General features: G+C 51.0%; 22 protein-coding genes. 12 read left to right on the top strand and 10 right to left on the bottom strand.

What is annotated here, in order from left to right; genetic code table 11:
• Positions 1-44 precede the first annotated feature (44 nt).
• Entirely contained in the window at positions 45-2,306 is a 2,262-nt protein-coding gene (gene metE / locus AABJ99_RS23135; RefSeq protein ID WP_039020292.1) for a 5-methyltetrahydropteroyltriglutamate--homocysteine S-methyltransferase, read from the top strand.
• 286 nt (positions 2,307-2,592) lie between these two features.
• Here the strand turns inward: metE and AABJ99_RS23130 are convergent, their stop codons facing one another.
• From AABJ99_RS23130 to ysgA, 3 genes are all read right to left on the bottom strand, one after another.
• Entirely contained in the window at positions 2,593-2,838 is a 246-nt protein-coding gene (locus tag AABJ99_RS23130) for a hypothetical protein (RefSeq protein WP_000627422.1), read from the bottom strand.
• Positions 2,828-3,976: a type VI secretion system tube protein TssD gene (tssD, locus tag AABJ99_RS23125; protein WP_039020293.1), complete on the bottom strand. Its 1,149-nt coding sequence runs from the start codon at positions 3,974-3,976 to the stop codon at positions 2,828-2,830. Before tssD ends, AABJ99_RS23130 begins: the two co-directional genes overlap by 11 nt.
• Positions 3,977-4,367: 391 nt before the next feature.
• The gene (gene ysgA / locus AABJ99_RS23120) at positions 4,368-5,180 is read right to left on the bottom strand and encodes a dienelactone hydrolase family protein (RefSeq protein ID WP_039020294.1); all 813 of its coding nucleotides are present in this window, start codon (positions 5,178-5,180) and stop codon (positions 4,368-4,370) included.
• A gap of 261 nt (positions 5,181-5,441) precedes the next feature.
• On the opposite strand from ysgA, the gene udp reads away from it, so the two are divergent.
• The gene (gene udp / locus AABJ99_RS23115) at positions 5,442-6,206 is read left to right on the top strand and encodes a uridine phosphorylase (RefSeq protein WP_039020295.1); all 765 of its coding nucleotides are present in this window, start codon (positions 5,442-5,444) and stop codon (positions 6,204-6,206) included.
• Positions 6,207-6,417: 211 nt separating this feature from the next.
• Here the strand turns inward: udp and AABJ99_RS23110 are convergent, their stop codons facing one another.
• From AABJ99_RS23110 to AABJ99_RS23085, 6 genes are read right to left on the bottom strand one after another with little or no spacing between them, the layout of a single operon-like run.
• Positions 6,418-7,908: a tripartite tricarboxylate transporter permease gene (locus AABJ99_RS23110; RefSeq protein ID WP_000463026.1), complete on the bottom strand. Its 1,491-nt coding sequence runs from the start codon at positions 7,906-7,908 to the stop codon at positions 6,418-6,420.
• Positions 7,909-7,920: 12 nt separating this feature from the next.
• Complete coding sequence (locus tag AABJ99_RS23105) at positions 7,921-8,427, bottom strand: tripartite tricarboxylate transporter TctB family protein (protein ID WP_039020296.1); 507 nt, start codon at positions 8,425-8,427, stop codon at positions 7,921-7,923.
• 16 nt (positions 8,428-8,443) lie between these two features.
• Complete coding sequence (locus AABJ99_RS23100) at positions 8,444-9,418, bottom strand: Bug family tripartite tricarboxylate transporter substrate binding protein (RefSeq protein WP_000589813.1); 975 nt, start codon at positions 9,416-9,418, stop codon at positions 8,444-8,446.
• Positions 9,419-9,442: 24 nt separating this feature from the next.
• Complete coding sequence (locus tag AABJ99_RS23095; RefSeq protein ID WP_001116474.1) at positions 9,443-10,072, bottom strand: 2-dehydro-3-deoxy-6-phosphogalactonate aldolase; 630 nt, start codon at positions 10,070-10,072, stop codon at positions 9,443-9,445.
• The gene (locus AABJ99_RS23090; protein ID WP_039020297.1) at positions 10,062-11,066 is read right to left on the bottom strand and encodes a 2-dehydro-3-deoxygalactonokinase; all 1,005 of its coding nucleotides are present in this window, start codon (positions 11,064-11,066) and stop codon (positions 10,062-10,064) included. Before AABJ99_RS23090 ends, AABJ99_RS23095 begins: the two co-directional genes overlap by 11 nt.
• 23 nt (positions 11,067-11,089) lie before the next feature.
• On the bottom strand, positions 11,090-11,857 hold the full coding sequence (locus AABJ99_RS23085) for an IclR family transcriptional regulator (RefSeq protein ID WP_039020298.1): 768 nt from the start codon (positions 11,855-11,857) through the stop codon (positions 11,090-11,092).
• A gap of 215 nt (positions 11,858-12,072) precedes the next feature.
• Here AABJ99_RS23085 and rmuC point away from each other — a divergent pair, with 215 nt between their 5' ends.
• From rmuC to tatD, 8 genes are all read left to right on the top strand, one after another.
• Positions 12,073-13,500 (top strand): DNA recombination protein RmuC, encoded by a 1,428-nt coding sequence (rmuC, locus tag AABJ99_RS23080; RefSeq protein ID WP_032185577.1) that lies wholly within the window; start codon positions 12,073-12,075, stop codon positions 13,498-13,500.
• Between the two features lie 94 nt (positions 13,501-13,594).
• Positions 13,595-14,350 carry a bifunctional demethylmenaquinone methyltransferase/2-methoxy-6-polyprenyl-1,4-benzoquinol methylase UbiE gene (ubiE, locus tag AABJ99_RS23075; RefSeq protein WP_000227958.1) on the top strand — a complete coding sequence of 252 codons (756 nt, stop codon included), beginning with the start codon at positions 13,595-13,597 and terminating at the stop codon, positions 14,348-14,350.
• Positions 14,351-14,363: 13 nt separating this feature from the next.
• Positions 14,364-14,969 carry a ubiquinone biosynthesis protein UbiJ gene (gene ubiJ / locus AABJ99_RS23070; protein ID WP_001355388.1) on the top strand — a complete coding sequence of 202 codons (606 nt, stop codon included), beginning with the start codon at positions 14,364-14,366 and terminating at the stop codon, positions 14,967-14,969.
• Entirely contained in the window at positions 14,966-16,606 is a 1,641-nt protein-coding gene (gene ubiB, locus AABJ99_RS23065; RefSeq protein ID WP_039020299.1) for a ubiquinone biosynthesis regulatory protein kinase UbiB, read from the top strand. The genes ubiJ and ubiB overlap by 4 nt, the downstream gene beginning before the upstream one ends.
• 78 nt (positions 16,607-16,684) lie before the next feature.
• Positions 16,685-16,954 carry a Sec-independent protein translocase subunit TatA gene (gene tatA, locus AABJ99_RS23060; RefSeq protein ID WP_001295260.1) on the top strand — a complete coding sequence of 90 codons (270 nt, stop codon included), beginning with the start codon at positions 16,685-16,687 and terminating at the stop codon, positions 16,952-16,954.
• Between the two features lie 3 nt (positions 16,955-16,957).
• Positions 16,958-17,473: a Sec-independent protein translocase protein TatB gene (gene tatB, locus AABJ99_RS23055; protein ID WP_032185580.1), complete on the top strand. Its 516-nt coding sequence runs from the start codon at positions 16,958-16,960 to the stop codon at positions 17,471-17,473.
• 2 nt (positions 17,474-17,475) lie between these two features.
• Complete coding sequence (gene tatC, locus AABJ99_RS23050; protein WP_000109943.1) at positions 17,476-18,252, top strand: Sec-independent protein translocase subunit TatC; 777 nt, start codon at positions 17,476-17,478, stop codon at positions 18,250-18,252.
• 41 nt (positions 18,253-18,293) lie between these two features.
• Positions 18,294-19,076: a 3'-5' ssDNA/RNA exonuclease TatD gene (tatD, locus tag AABJ99_RS23045; RefSeq protein WP_010362352.1), complete on the top strand. Its 783-nt coding sequence runs from the start codon at positions 18,294-18,296 to the stop codon at positions 19,074-19,076.
• Here tatD and rfaH read toward each other — a convergent pair.
• Entirely contained in the window at positions 19,073-19,561 is a 489-nt protein-coding gene (rfaH, locus tag AABJ99_RS23040; RefSeq protein ID WP_001192396.1) for a transcription/translation regulatory transformer protein RfaH, read from the bottom strand. The genes tatD and rfaH overlap by 4 nt on opposite strands.
• 166 nt (positions 19,562-19,727) lie before the next feature.
• Between rfaH and ubiD the strand changes: the two genes are divergently transcribed.
• Positions 19,728-21,221: a 4-hydroxy-3-polyprenylbenzoate decarboxylase gene (gene ubiD, locus AABJ99_RS23035; RefSeq protein ID WP_059337559.1), complete on the top strand. Its 1,494-nt coding sequence runs from the start codon at positions 19,728-19,730 to the stop codon at positions 21,219-21,221.
• A gap of 45 nt (positions 21,222-21,266) precedes the next feature.
• On the top strand, positions 21,267-21,968 hold the full coding sequence (gene fre / locus AABJ99_RS23030; protein ID WP_001353704.1) for an NAD(P)H-flavin reductase: 702 nt from the start codon (positions 21,267-21,269) through the stop codon (positions 21,966-21,968).
• Positions 21,969-22,000 lie beyond the last annotated feature (32 nt).

Here is a 22,000-nt window from a genome sequence, read left to right as displayed (position 1 = left end):
AAATTCAAAATCCATAGGATTTACATATAATTAGAGGAAGAAAAATGACAATATTGAATCACACCCTCGGTTTCCCTCGCGTTGGCCTGCGTCGCGAGCTGAAAAAAGCGCAAGAGAGTTATTGGGCCGGGAACACCACGCGTGAAGAACTGCTGGCAGTAGGGCGTGAACTGCGTGCTCGTCACTGGGATCAACAAAAGCAAGCGGGTATCGACCTGCTGCCGGTGGGCGATTTTGCCTGGTACGATCATGTACTGACCACCAGTCTGCTGCTGGGTAACGTTCCGCCACGTCATCAGAACAAAGATGGTTCGGTAGATATCGACACCCTGTTCCGTATTGGTCGTGGACGTGCGCCGACTGGCGAACCTGCGGCGGCAGCGGAAATGACCAAATGGTTTAACACCAACTATCACTACATGGTGCCGGAGTTCGTTAAAGGCCAACAGTTCAAACTGACCTGGACGCAGCTGCTGGAGGAAGTGGACGAGGCGCTGGCGCTGGGCCACAAGGTCAAGCCCGTGCTGCTGGGACCGGTTACCTACCTGTGGCTGGGTAAAGTGAAAGGTGAACAGTTTGATCGCCTGAGCCTGCTAAACGACATTCTGCCGGTTTATCAGCAAGTGTTGGCAGAACTGGCAAAACGTGGCATTGAGTGGGTACAGATCGACGAACCCGCACTGGTGCTGGAACTGCCGCAGGCGTGGCTGGACGCCTATAAACCCGCTTACGACGCGCTCCAGGGCCAGGTGAAACTGCTGCTGACCACCTATTTTGAAGGCGTAACGCCAAACCTCGACACCATTACTGCGCTGCCTGTTCAGGGGCTGCATGTCGATCTCGTACATGGTAAAGATGACGTTGCTGAACTGCACAAGCGTCTGCCTTCTGACTGGCTGCTGTCTGCGGGTCTTATCAATGGTCGTAACGTCTGGCGCGCCGATCTTACCGAGAAATATGCGCAAATTAAGGACATTGTCGGCAAACGTGATTTGTGGGTGGCATCTTCCTGCTCATTGCTGCACAGCCCTATCGACCTGAGCGTGGAAACGCGTCTTGATGCAGAAGTGAAAAGCTGGTTTGCCTTCGCCCTGCAAAAATGCCATGAACTGGCATTGCTGCGCGATGCGCTGAACAGTGGTGACACGGCAGCTCTGGCAGAGTGGAGCGCTCCGATTCAGGCGCGTCGTCACTCAACCCGCGTCCATAATCCGGCGGTAGAAAAACGTCTGGCAGCGATCACAGCCCAGGACAGCCAGCGTGCGAACGTTTATGAAGTGCGTGCTGAAGCCCAGCGTGCGCGTTTTAAACTGCCAGCCTGGCCGACCACCACGATTGGCTCTTTCCCGCAAACCACAGAAATCCGTACCCTGCGTCTGGATTTCAAAAAGGGTAATCTCGACGCCAACAACTACCGCACGGGCATTGCAGAACATATCAAGCAGGCCATTGTTGAGCAGGAACGTCTGGGTCTGGATGTGCTGGTGCATGGTGAGGCCGAGCGTAATGACATGGTGGAATACTTTGGCGAGCACCTCGACGGGTTTGTCTTTACGCAAAACGGTTGGGTACAGAGCTATGGTTCCCGTTGCGTGAAGCCACCGATTGTTATTGGTGACGTTAGCCGCCCGGCACCGATTACTGTGGAGTGGGCGAAGTATGCGCAATCGCTGACCGACAAACCGGTGAAAGGGATGCTGACTGGCCCGGTGACCATTCTCTGCTGGTCGTTCCCGCGTGAAGATGTCAGCCGTGAAACCATCGCCAAACAAATTGCGCTGGCGCTTCGTGATGAAGTGGCCGATCTGGAAGCGGCTGGAATTGGCATCATTCAGATTGACGAACCGGCATTGCGCGAAGGTTTACCGCTGCGTCGCAGCGACTGGGATGCCTATCTCCAGTGGGGCGTGGAGGCTTTCCGTATCAACGCTGCCGTAGCGAAAGATGACACGCAAATCCACACTCACATGTGTTACTGCGAGTTCAACGACATCATGGATTCGATTGCGGCGCTGGATGCTGACGTCATCACAATCGAAACCTCGCGTTCCGACATGGAGTTGCTGGAGTCGTTTGAAGAGTTTGATTATCCAAATGAAATCGGTCCTGGCGTCTATGACATTCACTCGCCAAACGTACCGAGCGTGGAATGGATTGAGTCCCTGCTGAAGAAAGCGGCAAAACGCATTCCGGCAGAGCGTCTGTGGGTCAACCCGGACTGTGGTCTGAAAACGCGCGGCTGGCCAGAAACCCGCGCGGCACTGGCGAACATGGTGCAGGCGGCGCAGAATTTGCGTCGGGGATGATGAGTATTAACGAGTCACTGTAAATTGCAGTACGATGAAAGAGGCGAAACTGCCTGATACCAGGCCTACATAATTTCTTCAATTTATTGAATTTTCAAGATTTAGTTGGCCAGATAAGGCGTTCACGCCGCATCCGGCATGAACAACACGCACTTTGCCAATAATCTGATGGCTTCCATCACCGGAAGCCATTTTGCTATCTGCGGCCGTTCAGACACAGAAATAACCGAATCATTTTTTTCGCAAAATATAATCCTGAGCGATTTGTTCAGTAATCAACGCTACGTTATTTATTCTCACTTTTCACGAGATTGTATCCCTTTTCAGTAACGTGGTAGTGAGGCATAGACTTATGTCCGCTATCCTCAATAATAACCAAACCCTCGTTAGCTAATTTGTTAACAATGTTAACAACATTACCGAATCCTGGAATTTGCCTTATAGATAGTGTGCGATCGAGATTCATCCAGTTCCAGTTTATATCTTTCTCAGCCATAACTTTCAGTACGTTAATTTCAGTTTCAGTTATCATAGTCAAGTGCGTCCTGGTGGTATAAGTCATTAAGTTCTCCCTTAAGTTTATAATCTTCTAGAGTAGCAGTATGCGTATGATTCCAGAGTGCATAGCCTGCGTCACCATCAGGTTGTCCTGTTTCCCAACCAAGATTACAGTAACGCTGATATTCCCGACATTCATGAGTATAGAAGTTAAGATCTACTTGTTCTGGGGGGATTTTTCCTTTCTCAATGTCTTTCAGTCTATTGATCATCACTTCATTTACAGGGTCATGACCAAATCTGGCTATGTGTTTTTCAACAATAGCGATACCTTCCCTGTTGATTGTTACGCCATCTGTCGTCAGATTTTCTATTGGACCACCGGCAAGGTCGGGATTAAATGGTCTTCCTGATACTGCTCCTCTGGCTCCGAAATGCTCAAGTGATTCCAAATCAGGGAGTCTCATTCTCCCCAGAACTGCTCCAGCAACTATTGAAGCACCAGCGATGAGTAACCCTTTGTTATCCATAACTTGATCGTAACCAGCAGATGCATCTCCCCCCAACTTGTTTGCTGTTTCCCTGAATCCTTCGATATTCCCATTGTATATGCCGCCAGCAGCAAGCAGTCTGCCAACAGCTTTACTATTGAGTGTTTTGAGGCCATTATCATCTTTAGTTTTTGGCCGTGGTATAAACAGACGATTGTAGTTATCGGGAAATGCCAAATAACTAAATTCAGTATTAGCAATCAGATGCCTGGAGAGTATATATTCATAACTGACAGTGATGGTTTCTGTATCCAGATTGTTCTCCGTAAACAGGTGATTGATTGCTGATAAGAGCGCGCCGCGGAGTTGAATGTTGTAATATTTCTCCCATCGACCAAATCTATTGATCCGATAGAAGTCAAACTCCATGAACAACTGCTCGTTATTGTTAATAGCGTTAATAAGTAACGGGGAGCTTTTGTCAATCAACTTACAGAAACTAAGGCCATGCAAATGTGACCCTTTTCCTGTATTCGTAATACTATTAGAGAGCGAGAACGCGAAGATTTCATCTTCATGACCAATCTGCCAGCGATTACCTATTGATGTGCTCGTTCCACAACGAGAGGAAATACATCCGTGTTGTTCTCCGGTTATGGTCAGGTAAATAATATCACTCATCCTTGAAAAACCTTTTGTTAATTCTTTTTTGAAAGAAAAATAGTATTGTTATTTTTTACCTTTATTTACGCCTAAAAGGGATGAACTAAAATGTGAAAAACAAAATGTTTCACTTTAATATCTTTTTATCAGGAAGCTCTGAGATAATTTATAATTAATGTGAATGTGTTGATAATAATTAATGTTTGTTTGAGAATGGGAGTTGATGGTAAATCTTTAAGGTGTCTGCCAGTGAAGAGACTCATTTATGACTATGACTTGCCGACTTTCTTAAGGTCAAATAGCGGAGTCGTGCTCTCCAATCAATTCATACTGATTATTTTTTGGGGGACAGAGATGGCAGCAAAACGCATTCGTTCACTCACCATCTCAAATATAGACTAAGAGGAAACTAATTCCGTTTCCCACCATACCGCTTAAACCACTCCAGCATTCGCTGCCAGCCATCTTTCGCAGATTCGGCATGATAGCTCGGGCGATAATCGGCGTTGAATGCATGCCCGGCATCCGGGTAGACGATAATCTCTGCTTTCGCATTAGCAGCCCGCAGCGCCTGGCGCATGGTTTCAACGCTCTCCTGCGGAATGCTGTTATCCTGACCACCATATAAGCCGAGAACCGGCGCGTTAAGATCGGTTGCGATATCAACAGGTTGTTTCGGTGAATTCAGCGACTTATCGCCTGTCAGTTTGCCGTACCATGCCACCGCCGCTTTCAGTTGCGGGTTATGCGCAGCATACAGCCAGGTGATGCGCCCACCCCAGCAAAATCCGGTGATCATTAAGCGATGAACATCGCCGCCGTTGCGTGACGCCCAACTGGCGACATGATCGAGATCGGCCAGCACCTGCGAGTCAGGCACTTTTGCTACCAGACCGCTAAGCAGCGTAGGGATATCGGCAAAATCATTCGGATCGCCTTCGCGGAAGTAAAGTTCAGGTGCGATAGCCAGATACCCCTCCAGTGCCAGACGGCGACAAATATCGCGGATATGTTCATGCACGCCAAAAATTTCCTGCACTACAATGACCACTGGTAGTAGGCCATCGCTCTGCTTTGGTCTGGCATGGTAAGCAGGCATGTTATCCCCTTGTGAAGGGATAGAGGTGATGCCTGCTACAATCGCGTCATCCGGGGTCTGAACGATGGTCGAAGCGAGAGGTGATGTAGCAGGTGCAAATCCAGATTGTTGTGTTGTTGCCATGGTATTCTCCGTACCCTTATAAAAATGTTGCGCAATGTTAACTATAGTCAGCATGCAACAAATCACATTGCCTGAATCGGCTCATCTTTTATGCAGTCATGCAGAATGAAGAGTGATTTATGTGATTCGCATCACTCTTGCTGGGTAAATTTATGCAACGCATTTGCATCAAGGTGATGAGTGTCACGAAAAAATGTTAAACCCTTCGGTAAAGTGTCTTTTTGCTTCTTCTGACTAAACCGATTCACAGAGGAGTTGTTTATGTCCAAGTCTGATGTTTTTCATCTCGGCCTCACTAAAAACGATTTACAAGGGGCTACGCTTGCCATCGTTCCTGGCGACCCGGATCGCGTGGAAAAAATTGCAACGCTGATGGAAAAGCCAGTTAAGCTGGCATCTCACCGCGAATTCACCACCTGGCGTGCTGAGCTGGATGGTAAACCTATCATTGTTTGTTCTACTGGTATCGGTGGTCCTTCCACCTCTATTGCTGTTGAAGAGCTGGCACAGCTGGGTATCCGTACTTTCCTGCGTATTGGTACTACGGGCGCAATTCAGCCGCATATCAATGTCGGCGATGTGCTGGTGACCACTGCGTCTGTTCGTCTGGATGGCGCGAGCCTGCACTTCGCTCCGCTGGAGTTCCCGGCTGTGGCTGATTTCGAATGTACGACCGCGCTGGTTGAAGCGGCGAAGTCAATTGGTGCAACCACTCACGTTGGCGTGACGGCTTCTTCCGACACCTTCTACCCAGGCCAGGAACGCTACGACACTTACTCTGGTCGTGTTGTGCGCCACTTTAAAGGTTCGATGGAAGAGTGGCAGGCGATGGGCGTAATGAACTATGAAATGGAATCTGCAACCCTGCTGACCATGTGTGCAAGCCAGGGCCTGCGTGCGGGTATGGTGGCGGGCGTTATCGTCAATCGTACCCAGCAAGAGATCCCGAATGCTGAGACGATGAAACAAACCGAAAGCCATGCGGTGAAAATCGTGGTGGAAGCGGCGCGTCGTCTGCTGAAATAAAAAAACGCTCCCTGGCTTAGGGGAGCATTCCGATTGTTGTTAACGTGTGCTTTGTTCATGCCGGATGCGGCGTGATCGCCTTATCCGGCCTACAAAAGCATGCAAATTCAATATATTGCATTTCTGTGGTAGGCCTGATAAGCGCAGCGCATCAGGCAATTTAGCGTTTGTCATCAGTCTCATACTCCCCAACGTCGGGGAGCGATATCAATTACTGACGCCGTAAGCGCATAATTTTGCGTATTATTGGCGTCAGTAGCGTAAAGGCTGCCAGTGTCAGCAATGCCAGGGTTATCGGTCGGGTATACAGAAAGTCGAGTGACCCACCAGAAAGCGACAGCGCACGGCGAAAATTACTTTCTGCCATCGGGCCCATAATCAATGCCAGCACTACGGGTGACGCCGGATACCCCCCTTTTTGCATGAAATAGCCCACCACGCCTGCAATCAGCATAATGCCAACATCAAACAGGCTATTGTTCAACGCATAAGTCCCGACCACACAAAGTGCGAGGATCATCGGTGTGAGAATATTGCCGGGAATTTTCACCACGTTACCGATGACTTTCAAAGAGAGCAGTCCAAGAACTAGCAGCATGAAGTAACAAAAGATCATGCCGACAAACAGCGTATAAACCATATCGCCGTGGTCGGTAAACATCAGTGGGCCTGGCTGCATCCCTTGTAACGTTAACGCGCCCAGCATGATGGCAGTTACCGCATCGCCTGGGATCCCCAACGTCAGCATAGGTAACAATGCGCCACCGGTGCAGCCATTCGCGCCTGCCTCACAGGAGGCCACCGCCTTAATCTCACCCTTACCAAAGTTTTCAGGCGTCTTACTGAAACGACGAGTTTCGTTATAGGCAACAAAAGCTGCAATATCTGCCCCCGCACCGGGGATCATGCCGATAAAAACTCCTAATCCTGATGAGCGCAAAATGGTTAATGCGATGCGGCGTAGTGTTTGCCAGGGCAGTAACAGACTGCCGATAGCCACCTTCGCCCCCTGACGAATTTGCTGGTTTTGCTCCATAGAGCGGAATGCTTCTGAAGCAGCAAACAGACCAATCATCACCGGGATAAATGGCACATTCATCAGTTCCACAAACCCGCCCGTAAAGCGTGGAAAACCACCCATTGGATCAAGGCCTATCGTTGCGATCAGCAATCCGCCAACCCCGGCAATCAGCCCTTTAATCAGCGACTCACCGGAAATACTGGCAATAATGCTCAGTCCGAAGGTTGCCAGGGCGAAGGACTCCGAGGCACTAAATTTCAACGCCCAACTGGCAAGGACCGGAGAGAGAAACATCAATACGATAATGCTGAGCGTTCCACCGCTAAAAGAAGAGAACGTGGCGGCACTTAATGCCAGCCCGGCTTTTCCCTGCTTCGTTAACTCATAACCGTCAATGGCGGTGGCAGCTGCAGCGGGTGTTCCGGGAATTTTGAGCAAAATTGCGGTGATAGAACCGCCATAGACGCCGCCAAAAAAGACGCCGCAAATCATCAACAAGCCAGAAACAGGCTCCATGCCGTAGGTGAAAGGCAGCAAAATCGCCACACCCATGGTCGCTGTCAGACCAGGCAGAGCGCCAATTACAATACCCAGCATCACTCCAAACGTGGCAAACAGCAGCGCCTGAGGATTATTGAGTAATGTCGAAAAACCCTGAGTTAAAAGTTCACTTTCAAACATTGCTGGCCCCTGTTATTCGAAAAATGTGCCGACAGGCAATGGCACCTGTAACGCTTCGACAAACAGCAACCAGAGGATTGCCGTTAACAGCAGCGCAATACCCGGTGTGAGTACCCATCGCCTGTAGCCCATCAACGTCATAATGACGATGAGGAAAACAGGAGTAGTAATGAGATAACCGCAGTAGCTCATTGCCACAATATAAAACGCGGTTGCCGCAATTCCTGTTGCCGTTTTCCTTAATGCCGGTTTTTCCTGTGCGTTGGCGCAAGGGACTGGTTTTGCCAGCAAAAGATCGCGTATCACCAGTAAGACAGCGAGCACAATCAGAGCGCAGGCATAGAAAGTAGGGAAGGCACTTGCACCGGGATCCGTTTCAATGGCAGTTGCTGGAAAATCAGCGGCATTAATCATCACCGTGCCAGCAACTACACAAAGTAACAGCGCCACCACCACAGTGGATGAAAGGCGCTTGCGGTGCGGTACGGCGAGTTGAGCAACAGACTGTTTTGTGTTCATCGACCGTACCTCGGGATTATTTTTTCAAGCCCAGCCGAGTTAGTAACTCGTCAAAGTACTTTTCCTGTTCGTTGATTTGGGTCTGGAAGCTGGCACCATCAAGCCATGCATAGTTGAGATTCAACTTTTGCAGAGCATCCTGGAATGCAGGCTCTTCAGCCGTCTCTTTTGCGGCCTTAGCCAGAACATCAACCACATCCTGCGGCGTTTTTTGCGACACGATCAGACCGCGCCAGGTGCCGATGGAGAGATCAACGCCTTTCTCTTTTAACGTCGGTACGTCAGGCATGGTTTTCATACGTTCATCCGCCATCACTACCAGTGTCTTCAGCTTGCCGCCTTTCACATGATTGATAACTTCACCTGGGCTTACGGAAACCGCTTCAATATGCCCGCCTAACAGGCCTGTAATGGCAGGGGCTGCGCCGTCATACGGGACATGAGAAAACTTCGCGCCCGTTTTGTCTTCCAGTGCAGCTGCCGCCAGATGCCAGATAGCTCCGGTGCCTGAGTTACCAATGCGTACTTTTCCGGGATTCGCTTTGGCGTAAGTCATAAATTCTTCATAGCTATTCCACGGTGCATCAGAACGGACGGTGATAGCCGCAGGATCCGCATTCAGACGGGCAATGGGTTTAAAGTCGCTGGTTTTAAAACGCACCATTCCGAGACTGGGAAGGGTGGTCAGTTCAACCGTGCCTAAACCCATTTTGTAACCGTTAGGGCGGGCAGCGGCGATTTCACTCAGGCCGATAGCGCCGCCACCGCCAGGTTTATTGATAACCCCGATGCTGACGGGCAAATGGTTTTTGGCGGCATCAGCAAAGGCACGGGCAACCAGATCCGTACCGCCTCCGGCCGCGTAGGGTACGACTAACTCGATCTGTTTGGTTGGCCAGGAGGCCGCCTGCACAGGCGCAGTGCTGAGGGCAGCGCCGGCAAGAAGTACCATTGCAGCCATTTTTTTCGGTAAGGTAAGATGTTTTATCATTGCTTTTATATCCTTATTTATCAGTTATTTGCTATTTAAATTGTTCCATGCGTTCATAAACAGTACTGCATTTTCATAGACTTGCTCTGGCGTCATGCCGGGGCGATATAGCGCAGAACCGAGGCCAAAGCCGTTTGCGCCGTGGCTCAGATAACGCGCCATTGTGTCTGGAGTGATACCGCCAACCGGTAACATCGGAACGGATTGTGGAATAACCGCACGCCAGGCTTTGGTGACTTCAGGCGTAATTTGTTCAGCCGGGAACAGCTTGATGGCATTGGCGCCATGTTCAATGGCAGCAAAAGCTTCGGTGGGCGTAGCGACGCCAGGCGCACAATACATACCCAGCGCACGGGCACGACGGATCACCGCAGTATCGCAATGCGGCATTACGATAATCTGGCCTCCAGCCTCTTTAACCGCGACGACTTGCTCCACCGAAAGCACAGTTCCGGCTCCGACCAGGCAGTCCTTAGGCAGGGCGTCGCGCAGTAAACTGATACTTTGCAACGGCTCCGGCGAGTTCATGGGAATCTCAATCAGGCGAAATCCAGCGGCATACAGCTTTTCACCGATGGCGACAATTTCATCCGGTTTTACGCCGCGTAAAATGGCGACTAACCCGGTTTTTTGCAAAAGCGTATTAAATGGCATGAGTACATTCCCTGGCGTTGGTGGAGAGTAGCCCGGCAGCGTGGGCGATTCGCCATAACCCCTGTTCAGTGGCATTAGGAATGGCGTGTAGCTGTCTGTCGGGAAAAACGTGGCTGAATGCTTGTGAATAGCGGCTGTTCAGAGTGGCGCTACCGATTAAGGCGATCGGTGTTGTGGCGGGTAAATCACGTAGCAAACTGGATGCCAGACCGCATAATTCATGGCCTATCAGTAATCCTGAAAGGTAATCCCCCTGCGAGGACGGCGTAAGATTACTGGTCAGCAGGCGCGAACGGGTCGAAAACAGCGTCGATAATAATCCGGTCTGATGATGCTCTTGTGCTGATTTCAGCCCATGGGTGAAGGCATCCCAGTGCGGTTCATCTCCCGAACGCATGGTGGCACCGAGAATCGAATGGCGGGATAAAACATCAAATAACTCGCCTGTCATAAAGGTTCGGAAATCGGTAATGGTGTTGTTTTCAACTACCGCCCATTTCGCATGTGTGCCAGGTAAGCCAATCAGCACAGGCATACCCTGGCGGATCGCGTTTTGCAGGGCCGGTTCCATCGAGATAGCACCGAAGATTTGTGTCTCTTCACCACGCATCACTTCGGGCATTTCACCTTCTTTAATCACGCCAGGAATGATGTGCAGCATTGTCTGCTGCTGGTGGATAACAGGCGTCAACTGCTTTGCCAGACCCTCAAGAGTGACCGGGCAAGGTAAATAAGCTGCGGGTTTCCATCCTTGCGCACTGCCGATCATGCCGCAAGCCAGAACCGGGCATGGGGATTGTGCCAGCCAGTCGCCGCAGACACGTAAAAACGTATCGTGGAAAGCGTCCTCACGTGTTGCTGCCTGGGAGGGTAATTTCATGATCCCCCACGGGAATTCACGTTTTTCTTGTGGATTTGGTGAGTCGCCAAAACGCCATGCCCGAAGCGATGACGTTCCCCAGTCCAGGGCAATAAATGAGGTGTTTCCCGACATTAGCCGTTTCCTTTAGTCATGGTTTATTTATTTTTGCGGACGTGCTTACCCCAGCCCAGTTCAGCGGATATCTCTTCTGCACAGGATTTAACGTAAGGTGCCAGTTCTTCCAGACGCGCCAGCGACATATATGTGGTGGTGCTGGCGACAGAAATGGCCGCCACAATTTCATTCCGGGCGTTGTAAACCGGCGCTGCAACGCAACGGATAGTCGGCTCGTTCTCTTCCAGATCAAAAGCAAAACCACTGGTGGCATAACGACGCATGTTCTGAATAAATGCGCCCAGTTTTGTTTCATCACCACAGGTCTTAAACAGCGTGCGCCACTCTTCTTCTGTTCGGTTGAGGATCAATGCCTTGCCGATGCCGGTGATTGCCAGTGGCATGCGATGGCCTGGGCGTGAGCGCATTTCCAGCCCGCGCTGGCTGTTGATCTTCTCCAGATACAGCACTTCGTCGCCTTCAACGATCCCCAGATGCACGGTGTCCAGGGTGTAACGGGCAAGGCGTTGCAAAACGGGCAGCGCAACTTCGTACAGCGAGGTGCTTTCCAGCGCTCTGGCACCGAATTCGATCAGTTTGGCGCCCAGTTGGTAGCCCTGCGTTGGGACGTGGCGCAGGTAGCGTTGTTCCACCAGAACGGTGACTAAACGATGGGTTGTGCTCCGGGTCGTGCCGGTGAACTCGCCGATACTTTTCAGGTCATGGCAGCCGTTATAAACAGCATTAAGAACCGCCAGCCCGCGTAATAACGTTTGTGCGCCAGCGGTGGTTGAAGAGGTATCTGCCATACGTTTCTCCTGATGATATTGCTGAAGTGTTCCACATAATGACGTGGGGAAAAGGTGATATATCCCACAATATAAACTACGTCTCATATTGTGGGATAAAATAATAAAAATTAAGGATCGTTTTGCGTAGCGCCTCGCAGGAAACTTCTTTCAAACTGGACGTTTGTACAGCACAATTCTATTTTGTGCGGGTAAGTAATGAGGCTGGAGGCGTTGTGGATATCTCAATCATGGTTTACGCAGTTATTGCGTTGGTGAGCGTGGCGATTGGCTGGCTGATTGCCAGTTATCAGCATGCGCAGCAAAAAGCCGAGCAATTCGCTGAACGTGAAGAGATGGTCGCGGAGTTAAGTGCGGCAAAACAACAAATTACCCAAAGCGAACATTGGCGTGCTGAGTGCGAGTTACTCAATAATGAAGTGCGCAGTCTGCAAAGCATTAACACCTCGCTGGAGGCGGATCTGCGTGAAGTCACCACGCGAATGGAGGCCGTACAGCAACATGCTGACGATAAAATTCGCCAAATGATCAACAGCGAACAGCGCCTCAGTGAGCAGTTTGAAAACCTCGCCAACCGTATTTTCGAGCACAGCAATCGCCGGGTTGATGAGCAAAACCGTCAGAGTCTGAACAGCCTGTTGTCGCCACTACGTGAACAACTGGACGGTTTTCGTCGTCAGGTTCAGGACAGTTTCGGTAAAGAAGCACAAGAACGCCATACTCTGACTCACGAAATACGCAATCTCCAGCAGCTCAACGCGCAAATGGCCCAGGAAGCGATCAACCTGACGCGTGCGCTGAAAGGCGACAATAAAACCCAGGGCAACTGGGGCGAGGTAGTATTGACGCGTGTGCTGGAGGCTTCCGGTCTGCGTGAAGGGTATGAATATGAAACCCAGGTCAGCATCGAAAATGACGCCCGCTCGCGGATGCAGCCGGATGTCATCGTGCGGTTGCCGCAGGGCAAAGATGTGGTGATCGACGCAAAAATGACGCTGGTCGCCTATGAACGCTATTTCAACGCAGAAGACGACTACACCCGCGAAAGCGCGCTACAGGAACATATCGCGTCGGTGCGTAACCATATCCGTTTGCTGGGACGCAAAGATTATCAACAGCTGCCGGGGCTGCGAACCCTGGATTACGTGCTGATGTTTATTCCCGTTGAACCCGCTTTTTTACTGGCGCTTGACCGCCAGCCGGAGCTGATCACCGAAGCGTTGAAAAACAATATCATGCTGGTTAGCCCGACCACGCTGCTGGTGGCGCTGCGCACTATCGCCAACCTCTGGCGCTATGAGCATCAAAGCCGCAACGCTCAGAAAATAGCCGATCGTGCCAGCAAGTTGTACGACAAAATGCGCTTGTTTGTCGATGATATGTCCGCGATTGGTCAAAGTCTGGACAAAGCACAGGACAACTATCGTCAGGCAATGAAAAAACTCTCTTCAGGTCGCGGAAATGTGCTGGCGCAAGCAGAAGCGTTTCGCGGTTTAGGAGTAGAAATTAAACGCGAGATTAATCCGGATTTGGCTGAACAAGCGGTGAGCCAGGATGAAGAGTATCGACTGCGGTCGGTACCGGAGCAGCCGAATGATGAAGCTTATCAACGCGATGATGAATATAATCAGCAGTCGCGCTAGCCCATTGGGGGTAGTTAAGCCGGGTAGAAATCTAGGGCATCGACGCCCAATCTGTTACACTTCTGGAACAATTTTTTGATGAGCAGGCATTGAGATGGTGGATAAGTCACAAGAAACGACGCACTTTGGTTTTCAGACCGTCGCGAAGGAACAAAAAGCGGATATGGTCGCCCACGTTTTCCATTCCGTGGCATCGAAATACGATGTCATGAATGATTTGATGTCTTTTGGCATACATCGTTTGTGGAAACGCTTCACGATTGATTGCAGTGGCGTACGCCGCGGGCAGACCGTGCTGGATCTGGCAGGCGGTACTGGCGACCTGACAGCGAAATTCTCCCGCCTGGTGGGTGAAACTGGCAAAGTGGTCCTTGCTGATATCAATGAATCCATGCTCAAAATGGGCCGCGAGAAGCTGCGTAATATTGGTGTGATTGGCAACGTTGAGTATGTTCAGGCGAACGCTGAGGCGCTGCCGTTCCCGGATAACACCTTTGATTGCATCACCATTTCGTTTGGTCTGCGTAACGTCACTGACAAAGATAAAGCTCTGCGTTCAATGTATCGCGTTCTGAAACCTGGCGGCCGACTGCTGGTGCTTGAGTTCTCGAAGCCGATTATCGAGCCGTTAAGTAAGGCCTATGACGCTTACTCCTTCCATGTGCTGCCGCGTATTGGCTCACTGGTCGCGAACGACGCTGACAGCTACCGTTATCTTGCTGAATCTATCCGCATGCATCCCGATCAGGACACCCTGAAAGCTATGATGCAGGATGCTGGATTCGAAAGTGTCGACTATTACAACCTGACGGCAGGGGTTGTGGCGCTGCATCGTGGTTATAAGTTCTGACAGGAGACCGGAAATGCCTTTTAAACCTTTAGTGACGGCAGGAATTGAAAGTCTGCTCAACACCTTCCTGTATCGTTCACCCGCGCTGAAAACGGCCCGCTCGCGTCTGCTGGGTAAAGTTTTGCGCGTGGAGGTAAAAGGCTTTTCGACGTCATTGATTCTGGTGTTCAGCGAACGCCAGGTCGATGTGCTGGGCGAATGGGCAGGAGATGCTGACTGCACCGTTATCGCCTACGCCAGCGTGTTGCCGAAACTTCGCGATCGCCAGCAGCTTGCTGCGTTAATTCGCAGCGGTGAGCTGGAAGTACAGGGCGATATTCAGGTGGTGCAAAACTTCGTTGCGCTGGCAGATCTGGCAGAGTTCGACCCTGCGGAACTGCTGGCCCCTTATACCGGTGATATCGCCGCTGAAGGTATCAGCAAAGCCCTGCGTGGAGGCGCAAAGCTCCTGCATCACGGTATTAAACGCCAGCAACGTTATGTGGCGGAAGCCATTACTGAAGAGTGGCGTATGGCACCCGGTCCACTTGAAGTGGCCTGGTTTGCGGAAGAGACGGCTGCCGTCGAGCGTGCTGTTGATGCCCTGACCAAACGGCTGGAAAAACTGGAGGCTAAATGACGCCAGGTGAAGTACGGCGCCTATATTTCATCATTCGCACTTTTTTAAGCTACGGACTTGATGAACTGATCCCCAAAATGCGTATCACCCTGCCGCTACGGCTATGGCGATACTCATTATTCTGGATGCCAAATCGGCATAAAGACAAACCTTTAGGTGAGCGGCTACGACTGGCCCTGCAAGAACTGGGGCCGGTATGGATCAAGTTCGGGCAAATGTTATCAACCCGCCGCGACCTTTTTCCTCCGCATATTGCCGATCAGCTGGCGTTATTGCAGGACAAAGTTGCTCCGTTTGATGGCAAGCTTGCGAAGCAACAGATTGAAGCTGCAATGGGCGGTTTGCCGGTAGAAGCGTGGTTTGACGATTTTGAAATCAAGCCGCTGGCGTCTGCTTCTATTGCTCAGGTTCATACCGCACGATTGAAATCGAATGGCAAAGAGGTGGTGATTAAAGTTATCCGCCCGGATATTTTGCCGGTGATTAAAGCGGATCTGAAACTTATCTACCGTCTGGCTCGCTGGGTGCCGCGTTTGCTGCCGGATGGTCGCCGTCTGCGCCCAACCGAAGTGGTGCGCGAGTACGAAAAGACATTGATTGATGAACTGAATTTGCTGCGGGAATCTGCCAACGCCATTCAGCTTCGGCGCAATTTTGAAGACAGCCCGATGCTCTACATCCCGGAAGTTTACCCTGACTATTGTAGTGAAGGGATGATGGTGATGGAGCGCATTTACGGCATTCCGGTTTCAGATGTCGCGGCGCTGGAGAAAAACGGCACCAACATGAAATTGCTGGCAGAACGCGGCGTGCAGGTGTTCTTCACTCAGGTCTTTCGCGACAGTTTTTTCCATGCCGATATGCACCCTGGCAACATCTTCGTAAGCTATGAACACCCGGAAAACCCGAAATATATCGGCATTGATTGCGGGATCGTTGGCTCGCTAAACAAAGAAGATAAACGCTATCTGGCGGAAAACTTTATCGCCTTCTTTAATCGCGACTATCGCAAAGTGGCAGAGCTACACGTCGATTCTGGCTGGGTGCCGCCAGATACCAACGTTGAAGAGTTCGAATTTGCCATTCGTACGGTCTGTGAACCTATCTTTGAGAAACCGCTGGCCGAAATTTCGTTTGGACATGTGCTGTTAAATCTGTTTAATACGGCCCGTCGCTTCAATATGGAAGTGCAGCCGCAACTGGTGTTACTCCAGAAAACCCTGCTCTACGTCGAAGGGGTAGGACGCCAGCTTTATCCGCAGCTCGATTTATGGAAAACGGCGAAGCCTTTCCTTGAATCGTGGATTAAAGATCAGGTCGGTATTCCTGCGCTGGTGAGAGCATTTAAAGAAAAAGCGCCGTTCTGGGTCGAAAAAATGCCAGAACTGCCTGAACTGGTTTACGACAGTTTGCGCCAGGGCAAGTATTTACAGCACAGTGTTGATAAGATTGCCCGCGAGCTTCAGTCAAATCATGTACGTCAGGGACAATCGCGTTATTTTCTCGGAATTGGCGCTACGTTAGTATTAAGTGGCACATTCTTGTTGGTCAGCCATCCTGAATGGGGGTTGATGCCCGGCTGGTTAATGGCAGGTGGTCTGATCGCCTGGTTTGTCGGTTGGCGCAAAACACGCTGATTTTTTCATCGCTCAAGGCGGGCCGTGTAACGTATAATGCGGCCTTGTTTAATCATCATCTACCACAGAGGAACATGTATGGGTGGTATCAGTATTTGGCAGTTATTGATTATTGCCGTCATCGTTGTACTGCTTTTTGGCACCAAAAAGCTCGGCTCCATCGGTTCCGATCTTGGTGCGTCGATCAAAGGCTTTAAAAAAGCAATGAGCGATGATGAACCAAAGCAGGATAAAACCAGTCAGGATGCTGATTTTACTGCGAAAACTATCGCCGATAAGCAGGCGGATACGAATCAGGAACAGGCTAAAACAGAAGACGCGAAGCGCCACGATAAAGAGCAGGTGTAATCCGTGTTTGATATCGGTTTTAGCGAACTGCTATTGGTGTTCATCATCGGCCTCGTCGTTCTGGGGCCGCAACGACTGCCTGTGGCGGTAAAAACGGTAGCGGGCTGGATTCGCGCGTTGCGTTCACTGGCGACAACGGTGCAGAACGAACTGACCCAGGAGTTAAAACTCCAGGAGTTTCAGGACAGCCTGAAAAAGGTTGAAAAGGCGAGCCTCACTAACCTGACGCCCGAACTGAAAGCGTCGATGGATGAACTACGCCAGGCCGCGGAGTCGATGAAGCGTTCCTACGTTGCAAACGATCCTGAAAAGGCGAGCGATGAAGCGCACACCATCCATAATCCGGTGGTGAAAGATAATGAAGCTGCGCATGAAGGCGTAACGCCTGCCGCTGCACAAACGCAGGCCAGTTCGCCAGAACAGAAGCCCGAAACCACGCCAGAGCCGGCGGTAAAACCTGCTGCGGACGCTGAACCGAAAACCGCTGCACCTTCCCCTTCGTCGAGTGATAAACCGTAAACATGTCTGTAGAAGATACTCAACCGCTTATCACGCACCTGATTGAGCTGCGTAAGCGTCTGCTGAACTGCATTATCGCGGTGATCGTGATATTCCTGTGTCTGGTCTATTTCGCCAATGACATCTATCACCTGGTATCCGCGCCATTGATCAAGCAGTTGCCGCAAGGCTCAACGATGATCGCCACTGACGTGGCCTCGCCGTTCTTTACGCCGATCAAGCTGACCTTTATGGTGTCGCTGATTCTATCAGCGCCGGTGATTCTCTATCAGGTGTGGGCGTTTATCGCCCCAGCGCTGTATAAGCATGAACGTCGCCTGGTGGTGCCGCTGCTGGTTTCCAGCTCTCTGTTGTTTTATATCGGCATGGCGTTCGCCTACTTTGTGGTCTTTCCGCTGGCATTTGGCTTCCTTGCCAATACCGCGCCGGAAGGGGTACAGGTATCCACCGACATCGCCAGCTATTTAAGCTTCGTTATGGCGCTGTTTATGGCGTTTGGTGTCTCCTTTGAAGTGCCGGTGGCAATTGTGTTGCTGTGCTGGATGGGGATTACCTCGCCAGAAGACTTACGCAAAAAACGTCCGTATGTGCTGGTTGGCGCATTCGTCGTCGGGATGTTGCTGACGCCGCCGGATGTCTTCTCGCAAACGCTGCTGGCGATCCCGATGTACTGCTTGTTTGAAATTGGTGTCTTCTTCTCACGCTTTTACGTTGGTAAGGGTCGAAACCGGGAAGAGGAAAACGACGCTGAAGCAGAAAGCGAAAAAACTGAAGAATAAATTCAACCGCCCGTCAGGGCGGTTGTCATATGGAGTACAGGATGTTTGATATCGGCGTTAATTTGACCAGTTCGCAATTTGCGAAAGACCGTGATGATGTTGTAGCACGCGCTTTTGACGCAGGAGTTGATGGGCTGCTCATCACTGGCACTAACCTGCACGAAAGCCAGCAGGCACAAAAACTGGCGCGTCAGTATTCATCCTGTTGGTCAACGGCAGGCGTGCATCCTCATGACAGCAGCCAGTGGCAAGCAGCGACTGAAGAAGCGATCATTGAACTGGCCTCGCAGCCAGAAGTGGTGGCGATTGGTGAGTGTGGCCTCGACTTTAACCGCAACTTTTCTACACCAGAAGAGCAGGAACGTGCTTTTGTTGCTCAGCTACGCATTGCTGCAGAATTAAACATGCCAGTATTTATGCACTGTCGCGATGCCCACGATCGGTTTATAACCTTGCTGGAGCCGTGGCTGGATAAACTGCCTGGTGCAGTTCTTCATTGCTTTACCGGTACACGTGAAGAGATGCAGGCGTGCGCGGCGCGTGGAATTTATATCGGCATTACCGGTTGGGTTTGCGATGAACGACGCGGGCTGGAGTTGCGGGAATTGTTGCCGTTGATTCCGGCGGAGAAATTGCTGATCGAAACTGATGCGCCGTATTTGCTCCCGCGCGATCTCACGCCGAAGCCATCATCCCGGCGCAACGAGCCAGCCCATCTGCCCCATATTTTGCAACGTATTGCGCACTGGCGTGGAGAAGATGCCGCATGGCTGGCTGCCACCACGGATGCCAATGTTAAAACACTGTTTGGGATTGCGTTTTAGAGTTTGCGGAACTCGGTGTTCTTCACACTGTGCTTAATCTCTTTATTAATAAGATTAAGCAATAGCATGGAGCGAGCCTCACCGTCGGGTTCGGTGAAAATGGCCTGAAAACCTTCGAACGCGCCTTCGGTAATAATCACCTTATCACCCGGATAAGGGGTTGCCGGATCGACAATGTCTTTCGGTTTATATACCGATAGCTGATGAATCACCGCCGATGGGACTATCGCTGGCGACGCACCAAAGCGCACGAAGTGGCTGACGCCACGGGTCGCGTTGATAGTCGTGGTATGAATGACTTCTGGATCAAATTCCACAAACAGGTAGTTGGGGAACAATGGTTCACTGACTGCAGTACGTTTGCCACGCACGATTTTTTCCAGGGTGATCATCGGTGCCAGGCAATTCACAGCCTGTCTTTCGAGGTGTTCCTGGGCACGTTGAAGTTGCCCGCGCTTGCAGTACAGTAAATACCAGGATTGCATAATGACTCTTATCCGTTTAATCGGGGCGCAAGGATAGCAAAAGCTTTACGCTAAGTTAATTATATTCCCCGGTTTGCGTTATACCGTCAGAGTTCACGCTAATTTAACAAATTTACAGCATCGCAAAGATGAACGCCGTATAATGGGCGCAGATTAAGAGGCTACAATGGATGCCATGAAATATAACGATTTACGCGACTTCCTGACGCTGCTTGAACAGCAGGGTGAGCTAAAACGTATCACGCTCCCGGTGGATCCGCATCTGGAAATCACTGAAATTGCTGACCGCACTTTGCGTGCCGGTGGGCCTGCGCTGTTATTCGAAAACCCTAAAGGCTACTCAATGCCGGTGCTGTGCAACCTGTTCGGTACGCCAAAGCGCGTGGCGATGGGCATGGGGCAGGAAGATGTTTCGGCGCTGCGTGAAGTGGGTAAATTATTGGCGTTTCTGAAAGAGCCGGAGCCGCCAAAAGGTTTCCGCGACCTGTTTGATAAACTGCCGCAGTTTAAACAAGTATTGAACATGCCGACAAAGCGACTGCGTGGTGCGCCCTGCCAACAAAAAATCGTCTCTGGCGATGACGTCGATCTTAACCGCATTCCCATTATGACCTGCTGGCCGGAAGATGCCGCGCCGCTGATTACCTGGGGGCTGACAGTGACGCGCGGCCCGCATAAAGAGCGGCAGAATCTGGGCATTTATCGCCAGCAGCTAATTGGTAAAAACAAACTGATTATGCGCTGGCTGTCGCATCGCGGCGGCGCGCTGGATTATCAGGAGTGGTGTGCGGCGCATCCGGGCGAACGTTTCCCGGTTTCTGTGGCGCTGGGTGCTGATCCCGCCACGATTCTCGGTGCAGTCACCCCCGTTCCGGATACGCTTTCAGAGTATGCGTTTGCCGGATTGCTGCGCGGCACCAAGACCGAAGTGGTGAAGTGTATCTCCAATGACCTTGAAGTGCCCGCCAGTGCGGAGATTGTGCTGGAAGGGTATATCGAACAAGGTGAAACGGCGCCGGAAGGGCCGTATGGCGACCACACCGGTTACTATAACGAAGTCGATAGTTTCCCGGTATTCACCGTGACGCATATTACCCAGCGTGAAGATGCGATTTACCATTCCACCTATACCGGGCGTCCGCCAGATGAACCCGCGGTACTGGGCGTAGCGTTGAACGAAGTGTTCGTGCCGATTCTGCAAAAACAGTTCCCGGAAATTGTCGATTTTTACCTGCCGCCGGAAGGCTGTTCATATCGTCTGGCGGTAGTGACAATCAAAAAACAGTACGCCGGACACGCGAAGCGCGTCATGATGGGTGTCTGGTCGTTCTTACGCCAGTTTATGTACACTAAATTTGTGATCGTTTGCGATGATGACGTCAACGCACGCGACTGGAACGATGTGATTTGGGCGATTACCACCCGTATGGACCCGGTTCGGGATACTGTTCTGGTAGAAAATACGCCTATTGATTATCTGGATTTTGCCTCGCCTGTCTCCGGGCTGGGTTCAAAAATGGGGCTGGATGCCACGAATAAATGGCCGGGGGAAACCCAGCGTGAATGGGGACGTCCCATCAAAAAAGATCCAGATGTTGTCGCGCATATTGACGCCATCTGGGATGAACTGGCTATTTTTAACAACGGTAAAAGCGCCTGATGCGCGTTTGTTTTGCCCTATTTATCGATCCGACAGAGAAAGCGCATGACAACCTTAAGCTGTAAAGTGACCTCGGTAGAAGCTATCACGGATACCGTATATCGTGTCCGCATCGTGCCAGACGCGGCCTTTTCTTTTCGTGCTGGTCAGTATTTGATGGTGGTGATGGATGAGCGCGATAAACGTCCATTCTCAATGGCTTCGACGCCGGATGAAAAAGAGTTTATCGAGCTGCATATTGGCGCTTCTGAAATCAACCTTTACGCGAAAGCAGTCATGGACCGCATCCTCAAAGATCATCAAATCGTGGTCGATATTCCCCACGGAGAAGCGTGGCTGCGCGATGATGAAGAGCGTCCGATGATTTTGATTGCGGGCGGCACCGGGTTCTCTTATGCCCGCTCGATTTTGCTGACAGCGTTGGCGCGTAACCCAAACCGTGATATCACCATTTACTGGGGCGGGCGTGAAGAGCAGCATCTGTATGATCTCTCCGAGCTTGAGGCGCTTTCGCTTAAGCATCCAGGTTTGCAAGTGGTGCCGGTGGTTGAACAACCGGAAGCGGGCTGGCGTGGGCGTACTGGCACCGTGTTAACGGCGGTATTGCAGGATCATGGTACGTTGGCAGAGCATGATATCTATATTGCCGGACGTTTTGAGATGGCGAAAATTGCCCGTGACCTGTTTTGCAGCGAGCGTAATGCGCGGGAAGATCGCCTGTTTGGCGATGCGTTTGCATTTATCTGAGATATAAAAAACCCGCCCCTGACAGGCGGGAA

Origin of the sequence: Escherichia coli (genome assembly GCF_036503815.1) — a bacterium.
Lineage (GTDB): Bacteria > Pseudomonadota > Gammaproteobacteria > Enterobacterales > Enterobacteriaceae > Escherichia > Escherichia coli_F.
This window is presented reverse-complemented; position numbering and strand designations above follow the sequence as displayed.